General features: G+C 69.1%; 16 protein-coding genes. 11 read left to right on the forward strand and 5 right to left on the reverse strand.

The window, feature by feature from the left end; all coding sequences use genetic code 11:
• Positions 1-8 precede the first annotated feature (8 nt).
• Positions 9-848 (forward strand): transposase family protein, encoded by an 840-nt coding sequence (locus AC5L3C_RS37190; RefSeq protein ID WP_493653599.1) that lies wholly within the window; start codon positions 9-11, stop codon positions 846-848.
• A gap of 625 nt (positions 849-1473) precedes the next feature.
• Here AC5L3C_RS37190 and AC5L3C_RS37195 read toward each other — a convergent pair.
• The gene (locus tag AC5L3C_RS37195; RefSeq protein WP_493653601.1) at positions 1474-2142 is read right to left on the reverse strand and encodes a TetR/AcrR family transcriptional regulator; all 669 of its coding nucleotides are present in this window, start codon (positions 2140-2142) and stop codon (positions 1474-1476) included.
• 69 nt (positions 2143-2211) lie between these two features.
• Here AC5L3C_RS37195 and AC5L3C_RS37200 point away from each other — a divergent pair, with 69 nt between their 5' ends.
• The 3 genes from AC5L3C_RS37200 (at position 2212) to AC5L3C_RS37210 (ending at position 4441) form a co-directional block, all read left to right on the forward strand.
• Complete coding sequence (locus tag AC5L3C_RS37200; protein ID WP_493653603.1) at positions 2212-2850, forward strand: hemerythrin domain-containing protein; 639 nt, start codon at positions 2212-2214, stop codon at positions 2848-2850.
• On the forward strand, positions 2847-3830 hold the full coding sequence (locus tag AC5L3C_RS37205) for a pyridoxamine 5'-phosphate oxidase family protein (protein ID WP_493653604.1): 984 nt from the start codon (positions 2847-2849) through the stop codon (positions 3828-3830). Before AC5L3C_RS37200 ends, AC5L3C_RS37205 begins: the two co-directional genes overlap by 4 nt.
• A 296-nt stretch (positions 3831-4126) precedes the next feature.
• Complete coding sequence (locus tag AC5L3C_RS37210; protein ID WP_493653606.1) at positions 4127-4441, forward strand: helix-turn-helix domain-containing protein; 315 nt, start codon at positions 4127-4129, stop codon at positions 4439-4441.
• A 4-nt stretch (positions 4442-4445) separates the two neighbouring features.
• Here AC5L3C_RS37210 and AC5L3C_RS37215 read toward each other — a convergent pair whose 3' ends face one another.
• Positions 4446-5687, reverse strand: coding sequence for an IS256 family transposase (locus AC5L3C_RS37215; RefSeq protein WP_493653911.1), 1242 nt, complete (start codon positions 5685-5687; stop codon positions 4446-4448).
• Positions 5688-5731: 44 nt separating this feature from the next.
• Between AC5L3C_RS37215 and AC5L3C_RS37220 the strand changes: the two genes are divergently transcribed.
• A complete protein-coding gene (locus tag AC5L3C_RS37220; protein WP_493653607.1) occupies positions 5732-6490 on the forward strand; it encodes a winged helix-turn-helix domain-containing protein in 759 nt (252 codons plus the stop codon).
• Positions 6491-6674: 184 nt separating this feature from the next.
• On the opposite strand, the gene AC5L3C_RS37225 is transcribed toward AC5L3C_RS37220, so the two are convergent.
• Positions 6675-7031 (reverse strand): helix-turn-helix domain-containing protein, encoded by a 357-nt coding sequence (locus AC5L3C_RS37225; protein WP_493654193.1) that lies wholly within the window; start codon positions 7029-7031, stop codon positions 6675-6677.
• Here AC5L3C_RS37225 and AC5L3C_RS37230 point away from each other — a divergent pair.
• The 3 genes from AC5L3C_RS37230 to AC5L3C_RS37240 all read left to right on the forward strand — a co-directional run bounded on the left by AC5L3C_RS37230 (position 6996) and on the right by AC5L3C_RS37240 (position 9401).
• On the forward strand, positions 6996-7154 hold the full coding sequence (locus AC5L3C_RS37230) for a hypothetical protein (protein ID WP_493654208.1): 159 nt from the start codon (positions 6996-6998) through the stop codon (positions 7152-7154). The two genes, AC5L3C_RS37225 and AC5L3C_RS37230, sit on opposite strands and share 36 nt — an antisense overlap.
• Before the next feature lie 141 nt (positions 7155-7295).
• The gene (locus AC5L3C_RS37235) at positions 7296-8066 is read left to right on the forward strand and encodes a DUF1963 domain-containing protein (protein ID WP_493653609.1); all 771 of its coding nucleotides are present in this window, start codon (positions 7296-7298) and stop codon (positions 8064-8066) included.
• Positions 8067-8660: 594 nt separating this feature from the next.
• Positions 8661-9401 (forward strand): dienelactone hydrolase family protein, encoded by a 741-nt coding sequence (locus AC5L3C_RS37240; protein ID WP_493646223.1) that lies wholly within the window; start codon positions 8661-8663, stop codon positions 9399-9401.
• A 296-nt stretch (positions 9402-9697) separates the two neighbouring features.
• On the opposite strand, the gene AC5L3C_RS37245 is transcribed toward AC5L3C_RS37240, so the two are convergent.
• A complete protein-coding gene (locus AC5L3C_RS37245; protein ID WP_493646222.1) occupies positions 9698-10267 on the reverse strand; it encodes a CGNR zinc finger domain-containing protein in 570 nt (189 codons plus the stop codon).
• Between the two features lie 431 nt (positions 10268-10698).
• On the opposite strand from AC5L3C_RS37245, the gene AC5L3C_RS37250 reads away from it, so the two are divergent.
• Positions 10699-12012 carry an MFS transporter gene (locus AC5L3C_RS37250; RefSeq protein WP_493646221.1) on the forward strand — a complete coding sequence of 438 codons (1314 nt, stop codon included), beginning with the start codon at positions 10699-10701 and terminating at the stop codon, positions 12010-12012.
• 122 nt (positions 12013-12134) lie between these two features.
• Here the strand turns inward: AC5L3C_RS37250 and AC5L3C_RS37255 are convergent, their stop codons facing one another.
• Complete coding sequence (locus AC5L3C_RS37255; protein ID WP_493646220.1) at positions 12135-13178, reverse strand: LacI family DNA-binding transcriptional regulator; 1044 nt, start codon at positions 13176-13178, stop codon at positions 12135-12137.
• Between the two features lie 261 nt (positions 13179-13439).
• Here AC5L3C_RS37255 and AC5L3C_RS37260 point away from each other — a divergent pair, with 261 nt between their 5' ends.
• Both AC5L3C_RS37260 and AC5L3C_RS37265 read left to right on the forward strand, forming a co-directional pair.
• Positions 13440-14936, forward strand: a complete 1497-nt coding sequence (locus tag AC5L3C_RS37260) for a sodium:solute symporter family protein (protein ID WP_493646219.1) — start codon at positions 13440-13442, stop codon at positions 14934-14936.
• Between the two features lie 160 nt (positions 14937-15096).
• Complete coding sequence (locus tag AC5L3C_RS37265; RefSeq protein WP_493653700.1) at positions 15097-16326, forward strand: amidase family protein; 1230 nt, start codon at positions 15097-15099, stop codon at positions 16324-16326.
• Positions 16327-16471: the final 145 nt, after the last annotated feature.

A 16471-nucleotide genomic window follows, 5' to 3' on the forward strand; every position in this document is an offset into this window, starting at 1 on the left:
CGTGTTTTGTGAAGAACAGCACCAGCCCCGTCGAGGGCCCTGACGGCCTTGTCTGCACCGCCCGCCTGCCGCTGTCGAGCGCCACCCTGAACTACCCCGCCACCTTGATACGCGGCCACTTGAAGAAGCTCGGCTCGCGCTGGAGGGCCCTGCCCGCTGGGAAGATCGCCGGCATCGTGCTGGCGGTGCTGCGCTGTGACCAGCGGCCCGGCGACCTCGCCGGCGGCAACGGAGTGCACCGCACCACGGTCACCCGGTGGGTGCGCGAGGCCGTTGGCCTGCTCGCCGCCCGCGCCCCACGCCTGGACCGCGCACTCAAGAAGATCGCCCGAACGGATGGCGGGGTGGTCCTGCTCGACGGCACCCTGATACGGACCCGGCGGCGCACCGGCACGGCGAACCGGAAGAACTACTCCGGCAAGCACAAGTGTCGTGGCCTGCTGGTGATCGGGCTCACCGACGACCGGGGCCGCCTGCTGTGGGCCTCGGCGGCCCGCCCCGGACGATCCTCGGAGATCACCGCCTGCCGTCATGACCAGCTCACCGCGAAACTGCGGGCGGCCGGGCTCGGCGCCATCGCCGACCTGGGCTTCACCGGCCTCGACGACAGCGGCCCGGACGCCGACCCGGCCGTGATCACCGGCTACAGGGCCGCCCGCAACCGGCCCCTGACCCGAGGGCAGAAACTGTCCAACAAGGCGCTGGCCGCCGTCCGGGCGCCGGTCGAGCACGGCTTCGCCCACCTGAAGAACTGGCGGGTCCTCGGCAAGGTCCGCACCGACCCGAAGTGGGCGACCGCCCTGGTGAGGGCTCTGCTGGTTCTGACGAACCGCGAAGTCTCCCGCTGACCGACGATCTACACCGAAGTCATCCGCCCGCGACCAGCGCGAGCATCGCGAACCCCGCACACACCAGACCCGTGACCTGCAACTTCACGATGCACACCCCAGTGAATTCACCCGCGAAGCGTTCAGCCGCGCGGATGGACCCGCTGGCTAGGGGGTCTGGGTGATAGAAGGGCAGGCTGCCACTCAATACCGGTTCCCGATCTGCGCCCTGGTGGCGATGCCTACTGATCTCATGGAGAGCAGTCTGTCCGCGAGCAGGTCTCCGATCCAGCTCGGCGTCCAACTCCTCCTGACCTAACCGATTGAGACAGCTTGCAAGGTGCCGGGGACCAAGCTGCAGAAGACCGCAGCCCAGGCACCACGGAGTTCTGACGGCCTCGGAAGGCCAGACGCTCCCGTCGCACTCAAGCCGACACGGCGCATGCAACGTCTCGCAGATGTCCCCACGCCATCCGGACCGCCACCGGGCATCGGCGAAGCCCACCTCGGCTGACAGGCTGGCCAGCCGGTCCTGGGCGGGAGGAGGCTCCTGCGGGGCGAACCGGACGCGTAACTCGGCGCCTTGCCGGGTCGGGGACGGGCGGAGGTGGGACCTCGTCGATGCTCTCCTGATCGCCCCGGTCGGCTACGACGGCTCGGCGCCGTCGGTCGCAGGCTGAGCCGGGTCCGCTGTTCGAGGCAGCAAGAGCGCATGCTCCGCGGCGCGGGTCGCCCAGGCCTCGGCCCGGTCGAAGGTCCAGCCGCGCTGCCCGACCAGGGTCGTCCAGGCGTGCGGTCCGAAGTAGAACCAGAGGACGTCCAGCGCGTACGCCGTGTCCACTTCGGGGCGCAGGGAGCCCAGCGTCACCAGGCGTTCGGCCACGCGCGTCAGGGCCTGGACGAAGTCGTCCTTGCCCCGGTCTAGCACCGCCTTCACCGTGGCCTCCCCGGGCGGGTCGCGGTAGAAGATCCCGTAGACCAGGTCCCAGTGGCGCTCGTGGGTGCGGCGAGTGCCGTCCGCGGTGAGCCGGACCACCTCGTACGGGTCCCCGCTTGCCTCGACCGCGGCCAGGCACTCGGCCACGGCGGGGTCGGTGAGCGCCGGCTCCAGCAGGGTCAGCAGGATGCCCGATTTGCTCCCCGCGCTGCTGTAGACGGTCGGCACGGCCACGTTCGCCGCTTTGGCGATGTCGCCGATGGTCACGCCGCTGTATCCGCGATCGAGGAACAGCGAGTAGGCGCTGCCCAGGATCGCTTCACGGGTCCGGGCGGCCGAGTCGAGGCGGCTGGGCGAGTGGTACTTCCGGCTGTTCACCGCACCATGATATGCGCGCCCGTAGGGGTCTTTATTGACAATAAAGCTCTCTAATGAAAATGATGCCCTATGGAACGCAACACCACCACAGAGCCCAAGGCCCTCATGGAGACCCGGCTCACCCACCAGACCCACCGCCTGATGACCGCCCTGCTCGCCGACGCGGCGCCGCGGCCCTCCGTACCCCTGGCGGCCCTCGCGCAGCTGCGCGACTTCCTGGTTGCCGCCATCCGCCACCACCACGAGACCGAGGACGACCTGCTGTGGCCGCGGCTCGCCGAGGCGGCGCCGGCCGCCGCACAAGCCCTTGAGGAACTGACCGACGAGCACGAACGACTGGACGCCGCTCTGGACCGACTTGCTGCGGTCGCCGTCCACGCTGAGGACGCACGGCACGCCCTGCACGAGGCGGCCGTGGCCGTACGCGACAGCGTGCTCGGGCACTTGGAGAACGAGGAACCAATACTTCTCCCCGCGTTGCGCGACCACATGAGCCCGGCCGCGTGGGACGACTTCGCGCGGCAGGTGATCGCCAGCACCCCGCCCGTCGCCCTTCACCTGATGATCGGCTTCCTCGACGAGGCAGGCACCCCCGAGGAGGTCGAGCTGCTGCTCGGAGGGCTGCCCGAGCCCGCGCGGCTGCTCGTGCCCGCGATGCGGCAGCAGGCGCACGAGGAACTGCGCGTCCTGCGGGGCAGCGCCGCATGACCACCGAACCCCTCACCTGGCCGGACGAGGTGGACGACGTCATCAGGGGCGACCTGACCGTGGCCGTCGCCTACAACACCCCGGCGGGCAGCACCGTCGTCGCCAGTGTGTCCCCCGTGGGCCTGGCCGACCGCGAGGCAGGCGTGGTCGGCTTCACCACCTCGCTGGGCTTTCCCAGGAAACTCGAACGCATCCTGCGGGACCCACGTGTCTCGCTCGCCTACCACACACGCCTGCACGGGTACGCCGACCATCCGTCGTACGTCCTCGCCCAGGGCCGCGCCACGCTGGACATGCAGCCCTCACCGGAACGGCTGGCCGTCCTCGCGGCCGCCGCCGAACGGTTCCTGGGGCCGGTCAAGCAGGGCCGGGTGTGGGACTGGGTGCTGCGCGAGTACCTCCAGGAGCGGGTGTTCGTCGACGTCACGGTGGAACGGATCGCCGTGTGGCCCGACCTGACGACCCACGGCAGCCCGGACGTGAACGGCCCGGCGCTTCCGCCCGCGCCGGACCCGCAGCGGCCGCCGAAGAACGGCACGGCGCCGCGCGTCCCGGTCGGCACGCAGCTGCGCAAGATCGCTGACATGCCGCACCGTCTGCTGGGGTACCAGGGGGCGGACGGCTTCCCCGTGATCGTCCCCGTGCGGGTGACCGGGCACGACGAAACCGGACTGCAACTTGAGGCCGCCTCTGGGCTGTTGCCGCCGGGCGGCCGACGGGCCGGACTCCTCGCGCACGCCTTCAACGCGCAATGCGCCGGCCTGAGCATGCGGACCTTCACCGGATGGCTGACGGTCACCGGCGAGCGTGGCCTCTACGCACCCCACACGGCCAAGGCGCTGGCCGCGCCGGCAAACAAGACACTGATCGCCCTCGGCAACGGCCTGATGGCCAAACACGGCCTGCGCCGCGCCCGCCGCGACGGCACGGCCGACCGCCTGCGGGCCCTGGCGACGGGGGGTGCGGCCACGGCACGGTAAGTCGACGGAGCAGGGTGAGCGGTCTGGGCACACCAGGCGCGCCGCTGGCCCGGCCGTCGAAGACCGCCCCGGCGGTGGTGAGCCACCGCCGGGGCGTCGGTCCCACCCGCCAGAGGCGGCGGCCGCCCGCCCGCGGCACCCTGCGCCGGTCGGTCACGGCCACCCCGACCGGCACCAGCGCGCCGCGCTGGCAATACCGCTGTCCGGGGCGGACTGACGGAACTCCGCGTCCGCCCTTGCCTGCAGCCGGGTCCTATTGATCCGAAACGGTTCGGATTCTGGGTCGTTGCGGTGGTGTGAGCGATCTGGTGGGGGACGCGCGGCATCTGTCGCCGTCGGCGCAGAAGGCCTTGCGGCTCCGGGCGGTGGCCGCGTTGGCGGCGGGGCGGGACCGTGAGGACGTGGCGGCGGTGTTCGGTGTGTCGCTGAAGGCGGTCGACATCTGGTGGGCGAAGTGGCAGGCCGGCGGCCGGGAGGCACTGGTCATGCAGCCGCGGGGCAAGCCGGTCGGGGTGCACCAGGTGCTCGGGGAGGCCGAGCAGGCCGCTGTGCGGCAGGCAGTCCTCGATCACTGGCCCTGCGACGTGGTCGTGTCCCTTGACGTGGTGTAGGCGATCAGTCGTCGGTTGTGGTGGTGGTGTTCGGGAGCACGGGGGCGCTTTCGCCGGGCTCGGTGGGGTAGATCTGGTCCATGCTGCCTTCGGGTAGGTAACGGCGGGGGAAGGCGATCCACTCGTCGTGCATCTCGAAGAGCACGGCGGTCACCAGCCGCAGGAGGGCGTCGTCGTTGGGGAAGACCTGGACGACATCGACGCGGCGTTTGATCTCGCGGTTGATCCGCTCCAGCGGGTTCGTGGACTGAATCTTCTTCCAGTGCCGTTCCGGGAAGGCGGCGAAGGCGGTGAGGTCGTCCTTGGCGTCCAGGAGCATCTGTTTGACCTGGGGAAACTGAGCGCCCAGCATGTCGGCGACCGTGTCGAGCTGGTTGCGGACGGCGTCCTGGTCGGGCTGGGCGAAGATGGTGCGGATGGTTGCGGCGACCATTTCCGCGGCGTCCTTGGGTATCACGCCGAAGACATTGCGCAGGAAATGAACCCGGCAGCGCTGGTAGGCCGCGCCGATCATGACCTTGCGGATCGCCTTGACCAGGCCCGAGTGGTGATCGCCGAGCACGAGACGGACACCGCCCAGGCCGCGTTCACGCAAGGAGCGCAGGAACTGGGTCCAGAACACCTCGGTCTCGCTGTCGCCGACCATCACTCCCAGGACCTCGCGGCCGCCGTCCTCGGTGATGCCGGTGGCGATCACCACGGCCCGGGAGACGATCTGGTGCGCGACCCGTGCCTTGCAGTAGGTCGCATCGAGGTAGATGTAGGGGAAGCGGGTGTGGTCCAGGGGCCGGCCCCGGAACGCGGCCAGCTGGGTGTCCAGGTCCTGGCAGATCCGTGAGACCTCGCTCTTGGAGATCCCGCTGTCCGCTCCCAGTGCCTTGACCAGGTCGTCGACCGAGCGGGTGGACACCCCGTGGACGTACGCCTCCATGATGACGGCGAACAGGGCCTGGTCGATGCGGCGGCGACGCTCCAACAGACTGGGGAAGAAGCTGCCGGCGCGCAGCTTGGGTATGGCCAGGTCCAGGTCACCGGCCTGCGTGGTCAGCGTCTTGTCGCGGTGCCCGTTGCGCAGTGCAGTGCGTGTCTCGGTGTGCTCGTTCCACTCCGCGCCGATCCTCGACGTTGCCTCGGCCTCGATCAGCTCCTGCAGCATCCGCTCGGCCACGGACCGGACAAGTTCGAGTCCGTCCGCCGAACGCAGTGACTCCAGCAGCCGAAGTAAGTCATGCTGGGACAGGGCCATCATGCACCTCCTGGTTGAACTGGCCGTTCACCAGGGAGAGTTGCATGGTGGCCCGCCTGTCGGGCAGAGAGCGGAACCCCTGTCGGCACACGCCCCGGGGCGTACGCCCCAACGTTGATCGGCTACACCACGAAGCGGGACGCCATCTGCGACGTGGGTTTGAGCGGGCAGTTGTGGACGCGGCGGATGGTTGGCGAGCTGATCGCAAAGCTGTATCGGGTGCGACTGACCGAGCCCGGGTGGGCAAGTACCTGAGGCGTTGGGGGCTGTCCTTCCAGCGTCCGGACAAGCGGGTCGTGGAGCAGGACCCGCAGGCCGTGCGCCGCTGGCACGAGGAGACCTGGCCCGCGATCCGGGCGAAGGCGAAGAAGGACGGCGGCGAGGTCCTGTTCGCCCACCAGGTCGGCATCCAATCCGACCAGGTCACCGGCCGCACCTGGGGCGAGAAGGGGAAGAAACCCGTGGTGCGGCGGAGCGGGAACCGGTTCTCCCCCGCCTGCGGACTACTACCAGCCCTCCGCCCCACCCCGGGCCATCGGCGGACGTCGCGCCTTCCCGCCGGACGCGCCTGGAAGGCGCGCCAAGGCGAGAGCTTCGGGGTGGTTCCCACGTTCACTGTGATCCGCTCGTCGGGTGAGGCGGCCAGCTTTGCCCCTGCGGCATCGCCACGGTTACGCCGCAGTCCTTCTCCGTGGCCTCCGGACCGGCAAGATCAATCCGATCCAGGAGTTCCTGCCCGTATGGGCAGTGCGCACCGCGATCCAGCCCAGATCCACCGGGTTTTGAGCTGGCGGAGGTCTTGAGGGGCTTTACACCGCTGGTTCCTCGCGTCCACCTTCCCGTCTCGCTTGCCGGACCCGCACCGTCCGGTAGTTCCGGTGCGTCCCGTCGTTGTCGGGGCTGCTCTCCACCAGATCCGGCCGACTCGCCGGGCCCAACTGCCCCCTGCTTCTGCCGTCCCGCTGCGACGGGACGACGGTGCTGGTCTCACACCCGCACGCGGATCACACGCCTCGTGGCGCACGGTCTCTCACCCCCACACGAACCACAGCGCCTCACGGCGCAACTCGAAGCAGAGCCACGCGCCCAGGAGCTGGACCGTCCTCTTACCCGTGACCACTGCTCCGTCCGCCACCGTTCTACGGCCTGTTCGTCCCGCTCGACCGCCCAGTGCGCGGGCACCTGCGGTGACCAGCCCAGCCGGTGCAGCAGATACGACACCCCACGCGGGGTGTACCGGTAGCCGAACAGGCGATGGATCACCTCCGCGACCCTCGCCAGGGTCCACCGCTGGTCCTCCGTCCAGCCGTGCGCCGCCGGCCCCGCCTCCAGCTCGGCCTGCAACCGCTCCGCCTGGACATCGCCCAGTCGGCACGGAAAGCCGCCGGCTCCCTTGGGCACCACCCCGGACCCGACGTCCGGTGGGCACGCCTGGACGCCTACGGCCCCCAGCGCCGCATCGCCTGAAGGCCCCCGCGTCGCGCCGGCCGGCACCCAGTAGCCCCCCGGCGCGGCGCCATGCGGGGCCCCACCCGGCCACCGAGGCAACTGCTGCCTGCAGAACGGCATTCGGGTTCGTTGTCAGCGGGCTCTGGCAGGATCGCGGTCATGACTACAGCGATCGTTCAGGAGCGTGTCCTACGAACGGCCAAGACGCACGGCATTCCCGGTCCGGTTGCCCGCGAGATGCTCGCCCGTTCCCGGCCGTGCCTCCACTTGGTCCCCTTCGAGGACCTCACTCCCGCCCAGCGGGAAGAGGCCCGGCCCGCCGCGCGCACGGGAGGCCTGCCCTGGCTGCCGGACGGTGTCGACTGGCCCGACGGAGACTCACCACTGATCGTGACCGTCGACTGCGCGGCACTGCCTCGTGAAGCTCTGGACATCGAACTGCCCTCCGAGGGGCACCTGTTGTTCTTCGTCGAGATCGAATACGAGCCGGAGTCGTCGGTGGTGCTGCACGTCCCCGCCAGTGTACGAACCACCCAGCGCCAGGCGGCCTACGAACCCGACGGGGAGGCGGTCACGGTCTACCCGCCGGGCGCCCTGTACCCCGTTCCGGGACTGACCTTCGCGCCCGGCTGGCGTGACGCTCCCGCGACCCGCGCGTTCTTGAACGGCGGCGGCGCAGACCTGGACGCCTTCGAGGAGGCCGTACAGGACACGGTGGCGGGCGGTGCCTCGTACGGAGTCTCCGTCCAACTGGGCGGCTACTCGAGCCCTTGGCAGGTGGCGCCGGACGGGGGCGATCTCGTTCTCCTGGCGCAGATACACGGCCAGTCGATCGACCTCGACGTCTACACCCAAACACTGATCACCGGCACCCGTGAGGACATCGCAGCGCGCCGGTACCACGCCCTGCAGTTCGAACAGCAGGTCTGAACAGGCATCTCGTTGCTTTCCCCTCACCTGCGGGAGCGGACCCTGCCACGCTCCAACCCGGATGAGAACGGCCGGCCTGCCCCTCCCTGCGGTGCAGCTCTATGGCAGCGACGTGGAACACGGGAAACCCGCACCGGACTGTTTCTCCCTGGCTGCCGCCCGGCTGGATGGCGCCCGTTGCGTGCCTGGTCGTTGAGGACGCACCGACTGGCGTAAGCGCGGTGTGGCCTCCGGCTGCAATGTGATCGGCTGGGTCACTGTGCTTCTGCCTCCCGGTGGTCACCGCCGCTGACGGGACGACGTCGGAGGATCTTGTCACAGGGGGGCACCGAGGGCAGCGGCCTGGTGTCCGGCGGGACATGAGACGGCTTCCCCTCGAGCAGGGAGTGGACGTTCGCCGGCGGCTTGCCGGGCAACGGTTGGCCCGCAGGGCCGCCCAGGCCGCCGACAATGCGTTTGTGTGGCAGGTGCCGGCCCAGCAGCAGGATTTCGATCAGGGCAGTCCCGCTCGCCGTGCATTCCAGAGGGGCACCTGCTCTGCTAGCGGCAGAGCGGCGGCTGGATTGTGTTTGATGAAGATTACGGTCCGGTCTTATGGCGGAGGTTGCGACGCGTGCGGTCGAGTATTGGGCCGATGGTTTGACGATGATTGGGTATCTCGCGCTTCCGGCGGGTGGTGACGACTGCCGGCCGGGGGTGCTGTTCGGGCCGGAGGGTTTGGGCCTCAGTGATGTCGAGCGTCGCCGGGCCGATGTCCTCGCCGGGATGGGGTATGTGGTGTTGGCCTTCGACCTTCACGGCGGGCGTTATCTGGCTGATCCCGGGGAGATGCTGGCCCGCTGCATGCCGCTGCTCGGTGATCCTGACCGGATGCGGGGTATCGGGCGCGCGGCGCTCGGCGTGTTGTGCGGTGAACCGCGGACCGACCCCGTCCGGATTGCCGTCATCGGTTATGGCACCGGGGGTGCCGTCGGGCTGGAACTGGGGCGTGATGGTGTCGGTCTGTGCGCGATCGGGACAGTCAACGCGATCACCACGGGCCGGCCGGGTGAGGCGGCGCGCATTCGCTGCCCGGTGTGGGCCGGGGTCGGGTCGGAGGACCCGATCATGCCGCCCGGGCAGCGGGATGCGTTCATCGCCGAGATGCAGGCCGCGGGCGTCGACTGGCGCCTTACGGTCTACGGCGGCGCCTTGCACGCCTTCCACCATCCGCCGGTCGGCCACCCCACAGTCGATGGCACCGGCTACCACCCACGGCACGCGCGGCGCGCCTGGCGTGACGTCCTTGATCTGCTCGCCGAGTGCTTGCCTGTCACGGGGGGCCCAGGGGAATGATCCGGGCGGGCAGGCCGGTGCCGGCCTGATCGGCACCGGACACTGACCGGTTGTCACAGTGCGCACCGCGCAACGGCATGCGGGTGGCCGCCTGCCCTCGTCGGCTGCTTCCAGCGTACCGGGAAGGCCCTGGCGTTGGGCGCGGTCGGGATGAGCGAAGACGGCTCGGCTGCTCGCTTGCGGCGGCCGGACCCGAGGTGTTCCGGTCGCCGTTCGGCTGGGTGGGGCGCCTCCTTGGCAGAGGGGCACGGCCAGGAGGCAGAGGTGTCGGTGTGCAAACGGCGCCTGTCGCGACGTCAGCCGGCGTGGTCCTGGCGCTTGTTGGCGAGGAAACGCGCCTTCTTCTCGCGGTTCCCGCAGGTGTTCATCTCGCACCATCTGCGCGTGGCGCCCCGACTGGTGTCGAAGAAGGCGGCCCGGCACGTCGGGGACGCGCACAACGCCATCCTCCCCTCGCGCGCGCCCGAGACGATGTCGACCGCGTCGGCGGCGATCACGCTGAGGGCGTCCTCGACGGAGGCGGAACCCAGGTGCCACTCGTGCTCGCCCCGGGGCGAGAGGACCGCTGAGGCATGGCCCCCCGTACTGCGGTCGTTGATGACCTGGATGGCTGCGGCGGGAGGGGGAGCCTGCGTCGCCACGGCGGTAGCGGCCTTGTGGATCGCTTCACGTAGTTGCCGGGCGTGTTCCAGCTGGGAATCGCTGCACGAATCGACCTTGAGCCCGTTGACCGCCAGCCAGTCGACCAGCCGCTCCGGGACGGGGATGCGCTCGACGGGCTCACCGCAGCGTTCCGTGAGGGTCGCCGTGAAGCTGGTCGCCAGCACCTTGCCGAGACGGAACTCGGGGAATCGCTTGACGGGCATGGAACCACCCTAGCCGGTTGCCCTGCCGAGAACAAGCAAGCGAACTGCTCCAGACGGTTCGCGCTGCACGTCGCGGCCCTGACGGGGTCGAAGGCGATTCGGAGGCCTGGCAGCCGCTGGTCCCTCGTCGGGCCGGCCTCCGGTGTGCTGCCGGCGCGGCACCCCAGGGGCGTGGAACCGGCTAGGCCGGTTGCCTCAGGAGTCACCGGCTGATAGAACCGTCTCAGGTGGTTCACCCCTGGACTTCGTGACGCCCTCGGGAGCCGGTCCTGAGTGCCCTGCGGCCCCCCCCCCCCGTGCGGCGCACGCACGTCGCGCCGGGCTCGCGGACAGAAAGACCGGCAGCGGTTCGGCAGTCCTGCCGGGCGTCGTCGCAAGGGTCCTCCTCCTGCTGCGCTCACCGATGAAGGCCAACTGAGACGAGGTCTGCCATGACCGGAAGTGTCCTTGCCCCGCCACGGTCCACCGCCGTGTCGAAGAAGGTCCTCTTCCCGCTGCTGCTGGTCCCCATGTTCCTGGGCGGTGTGGACTCCACACTGTTCAACTCCGTGGCCTACGACCTGCCGGTCCTGACCGACTCATGGCGCCTGTGGTTCATCGACGGGTACACGATCGCCCTCGCTTCCTGCGTCGTCCTCGGCTCGCGTCTGGGCGCACGCCTGGGCCCCGGCGTCACCCTGGCGGCCGGCCTCTTCGTCTTCGCCCTCGCGGGGGCGAGTCCCGCACTGCTGGACACGGCAACGATGTGGACGGCGAGCCGGTTCATCCAGGGATTCGGCTACGCGCTGATCGTCTCCAGCGTCGCCTCGGTCATCGGCGGACTGCCCGGGACCTCGGAACGCACCCTCGGCTACTCCCTGTGGATCACCACGTACGCCATCGGAGCCGGGGCAGGGCCCCTGACCGGCCGGGTCTTCGTCGGCATGGACGCCTGCACGGTGCTCTTCTGGCTGCCCGCCGCCGTTGCTCTGGTGTGCGCGGCGCTCGCCATCGCGCTGCTGCACGGCATCACGCTCGGACAGGCCTCATCGACCAACGCCGACGTCACCTCCTCCGCCCTCGCCTTCGTGGGCTTCGGACTCTTCGTGGCCGGACTGCAGAGCCAGGGCGCCGCGTTCGAGCGCCTCCTCGCCACGGCCGCGGGCTGCCTGATCCTGGCAGTCTTCTGCACGCGGCAACTCCGCTCGCGCGACCCGCTGATCGACGTAGGAATGCTCAGCTTCTCCCGGCTCGGCGCACCCTCCGTCGCGCTCGTCGTGAGTTCCGCCTGTTACACGGGATCGGTCCTTCTGTTCAGCGCGGAGGCCGACTCGCTCCTGTCGGTCCTGCCGATTTCGGTCCTGGCCCTGTGGGTCTCCCTCGGCGGGTTCGCGTTCCACAAGGTCCAGGCCCGCTGCACCGCGGTGCACATGCTCCAGGCCGGCCTGGCCACCTGCGCCGTCGGCCTCATCGTGGCCGCCTTTGCCGGCCTGTGGTCCGCCAGTTTCCTTCTCGGCCTCGGTGTCGGTGTCTCCATGGCCTCCGGCGACGCCTACCTGCTGGGCAGCGTCCCGCCGAAGGACGTCGCGCGCGCCGCGGCGCTCCAGGAGACGGCCCTCGCGGTGGGTGCGGCGCTGGGCGTGGCCTGCTTCGGCGGCCTCTTCGCCGCCACCGGCTCGGTCGTAGGGACGGCCGTCATCGCGGCCGTCGTCATCGCCGTCGTCGCGGCGACGCTGCGCTGCAACCGGGGCATCCTCACGGCGTGACTCAAGCGCCTCGACGGTCACAGGGGCGGCCACCGGCGTTCCGCGATCCGGAACCGCACCACCGCGGTGGACAGCTGAGGGTGTACGGACTGAGCCTGCCGCGGAGCAGCCTCACAACAGTGTCACGGCAGCTTCGCCGGGGCGTTCTCCACAGCAGTGACCCCCATGGTGGCCGGCTCCATGTCCGCCGACGAGACCAGGACTGCGTCATGGATTCTGTGGATGAGTGTGTCCGACGGGTTGGTGATGACTTCTTCCAGCAGGCGGGCGGTGGCCTGGCCGAATTCGTACGGTCGCAGGTTCAGTACCGCATCGTAGGTGTGAGAGAAGTGGTCCATCGAGCTGACCATTGTGGCAATGCCGACCCTGCGCCCGGTTTCCTTGCGGAGATGCTCAAGCTGTATTTCCGCCCGGGTGGCGATGTCCTGCCATGCGAAGAAGATCGCGTCGACCTCCGGGTCGCGCAGGATCTCATCCAGGGTTGCCGCGAGCTCGGCGTTGTCCGGGAAGGGGACCGCGGCGGCCGCGCGCTCACGCAGGCCCCGTCGTTTGCACCATTTCCTGTATCCGGCGTGCAGCTGGTGCGACCACGACAGTGGATCGCCGGGGACGGGACTCACCAACGCGGGGTTGGAGAAGCCAAGCCCTTCCAGTTCGTCGAGCACGACCCCGCACATGCGTTCGTGCTCGATCTCGACGAAGCCGGCCAGACGGTCCTCCGGGATGTCGGAGATCCGGCCGGCGGTGACGATCGGCACCGGCAGGTCCATGAGGCTGCTGACCACAGGGTCCCCGGGCAGCGCATCGACGATCATCACGCCGTCGAGCTGCTGGGCCGGCGCCACTGCGCCGTCTCTCGGCGTGATCAGGGTGAGGTCGTTCTCGTACTGCGACGCCTCCTGGGCAACGCCGAAGGTGAACGGCATGTAGAACCACATGCTGCGAACCTGCGGGGGGATGTAGAGCCCTATGGCACCGCTGGACCGGGTCCTGAGCTGCCGGGCCGCCCGGTTCGACACGTAGCCGTACTCGCGCGCGGCTTCCCTCACACGCCGGCGCGTCGTCGCTGCGACCCGTCCGGAACCTCTCAGTGCATCTGCAACCGTGGTCTTGGAGAGCCCGAGACTCTCCGCAAGATCGACGATGGTCACCGGACGGGACTTCATGACCGCACGATACCAATCGTCATCGCTTGTTGATGAGCGTGAGCGACCCTTGACACCTGGAGGCTGGATAGCGCAGCCTGAACCGCGTCGGAACGTTCCGGCAACAGGGTTCGCTTCCACCCCTCCGCGACTTCGCCGAGGAGCGTTTCGGATGTCCGATCGCCGGAGGCCAGAACCCCTCAAGACCCCTGAGGTGAGCGAGGGGTCATTCACTTCTGGCAGGTGCCGGAACGTTCCGGCATATGGGGACTGGAGTCACGCATGAACATGCTGCTGGCCTACGGAGGCGTCGCCGCCTTCATAGCCCTGATCATCTGGGTGATGGAGCGGACACGCCATCCCGACGCCACCTTCAGTGAGTACGCCACGGCGGGGCGTTCCTTCAACGCCACCTACGGAACGATGGCGTTCGTCAACACCTGGTTGCCGGGGACGGTGTTCATCTCCTTCGCAGGACTCGCCGCCAGCGGCGGAGTGATCGGTTTCTACCTCGTCGTGTACTCCATGGCGGCCATCGCGCTGATGTACGCGCTGGCGCGGCCGGTGCACGACTGGGGCCGGAAGTTCGACCTGCGCACCCAGGCCGACCTGCTGGGCATGCGCTACGGCTCCCGAGCCGTCCGGGTGGTGGCCTCACTGATCGGCATCGTGGCGACTCTCCCGTGGATCGTCCTGGGCATGCAGTCCCTCGGGCTCGTCTTCTCCTACCTGTCCTTCGGGCGCGTAGGGCCGATCTGGGCAGTGATCATCAGCGTCGGCGTCATCGGATTCCGGCAGATCTGGACCGTCAAGTACGGCATGCGCGGTGTGATGATCAGCGATCTCGTACAGGGAATCTTCGCCTACCTCATCGGCACCGTCATCGCACTCGGCATGCTCACCTGGCTGCTGACGAACGGGCACGGCTTCGGCGCCGTCCCGTCCGGACGCTACTCCCTGCCCGGCCCGGGCAGTGAACTCGGACCGCTGTACGCGCTGTCGATCGTCCTCACCGGCGCCGCGGGCAGCTGGTGCTGGCCCGACATCTTCGTCCGGCTGTTCACCGCAGACAGCGTGAGAACGATTCGACGGACGGCCCTTCAGGCCACACCCATCATCTTCGTCTTCAGCACTGCGGTGTGCATGGTCGCCTTCCTCGCCGGCAGCGTGAAGGAGGTGGCCGCCGCACCCGATGATGTCTGGTTCATCCTTGCTGAACGAGGCGGCCTGGTGGTGCTGACGGCCGCAGCGATCTGCGTGGTCGGCGCGACTCTGGGCAACGTCGGAGCGAACCTGCAAGCCCTGGGCGCGCAGAGCGCCAACGACTTCATCGGCGTGATCCAGCACCGCCGCATCGAGAACCCCGCCGTGGGACGCTGGTCGGTAGCGATCATCACGGCCATCTGCGCGGTCGCCGCGTTCTTCACCGCCTCGGCGACCACCGGCCTGATCACCTGGGCCCTTGTCGCCTACCAGGGGATTGTTCAGCTTGCTCCGACCCTGTTCTTCGGCATCTTCTGGAAGCGCGGAACCGCGCCGGCGGCTGTTGCAGCCATGACCAGCGGTTTCATCACCGCAGCGGTATTGCAGGGGATATACCCCCTCTCGATCCCGTGGCTGGCCGGTCTGACCTCCGGAGTCGCAGCCCTGGCGGTGAACATCGCCGTCTACGTCCTCATCTCCTTGGTCAAGCCCCAGTCACTCGGTGAGCGTGAGCGGATCGAGCAGCTCTGGAAGGTTCACCGAGGCGAGACCGAGGGGACGCCCGAGCGTGTGTGAGCCCAGCGCCTTCGAGGGCTGTGCGACCCCAACCGATCGGTATCAGAACTCGATCAGTGCCTGTCGCGACTTCGGTAACCACACCGAGACCTCCCCGGACACCATCGCCGAGCTCCTCCAGCCGGCGGAAGCACTTGGCGCGCTCACCGCACGGGCGACCATGCGGCCGGGGGAGGCGCGTGGCCCACTCGCCGGCGTACCGTTCGTGGTCAAGGACAACATCGACGTCGCGGGACTTCCCACGACGGCCGGCACCCCTTCCCTCGACCGCAACCTGCCAGTCCAGAGCGCATCAGTGGTACGGCGCCTGGTGGACGCCGGCGCCCTTGCCGTGGCCAAGACGAACATGCATGAGCTGGCCCTGGGCGTCACCAGCAACAACCCCACGTTCGGGCCCGTGCGCAATCCTGCCGACAGGGTCCGGACCGCCGGAGGATCCAGCGGTGGCAGCGCCGCCGCAGTGGCCGCCGGTTCCGTACCGTTCGCCCTCGGTACGGATACCGGCGGTTCGGTCCGCATCCCGGCTGCCTTCTGCGGCATCGTGGGCTTCCGCCCCTCGACCGACCGCTACCCGAGCGACGGGGCCGTCAGCGTTTCATGGACCCGGGACACCGTCGGGATCCTCGCCAACACGGTCCGCGACATCATCGCCGTCGACCATGTGATCCACGGAGACACCTACAGCGACGCCCCCATGGCATCACCACGCCGCCTGGGCATGCCACTGGACCTGTGGCGAGACCTCGACCCAGTGGTCGAACAGAAAGCCCATGCAGCGCTCGACACCTTGTCCCACCACGGCGTAGAAGTAGTGCCCATTGTCCTCGGAGCACTCCGGGACGCGGTATTCGAGGCCGGCATCGCCATCCTGAACTACGAGAAGGCCCGCCTCCTGCCCGCCTACTTCAACCGCGTGCTGGACACGGGCGGCAGACAACTCGACCTCGCGGGAGTGGCCGGCCTGATTGCCTCGCCGGACGTGCGTGACCTCGTGTCCGAGGCAGCACAGTCACCCGTGTCCCACACCGAATACGAGCACATGCAGAGCCTGTGCGACACGCTGCGCTCAAGCCTCCGTCGCGTCTTCGCGGCCACAGGTGTCGAAGCCTTGGCCTATCCCACGGTCGTGACCACCGCTCCGGTCACCGGCGAGGACCGAGTACTCACCCACAACGGCCGTACAACGGATCTCCTCCGCACGATCGTTGCGAACACCACCCAGTCCACGGTCCTCGGCACACCGTCCATTTCACTGCCGGTCGGTGGCTTCACGGCCGGACTGCCGGTCGGCATCTCGTTGGAGGGCCTGCCAGGACAGGACGCCGAACTGCTCCACACCGCTTGGTCGGTGGAGGCGCTGCTGGCTGCGGATCCGGAAGGCCGGGGGTGAGCCCCGCAAGGCTCTCCTGAAGGCGGTGCAGCCCAGCAGACTCGACGTCCTGGGCGGCACCCGTGAAAACCCTCCGCACGGCAGCTGTTCCACCCGCCGCATCGCCCAGGGGCGGAGACCTTGGGCTCAGGCACCGTCGAAGACG

It is taken from the genome of Streptomyces speibonae, from assembly GCF_984686075.1.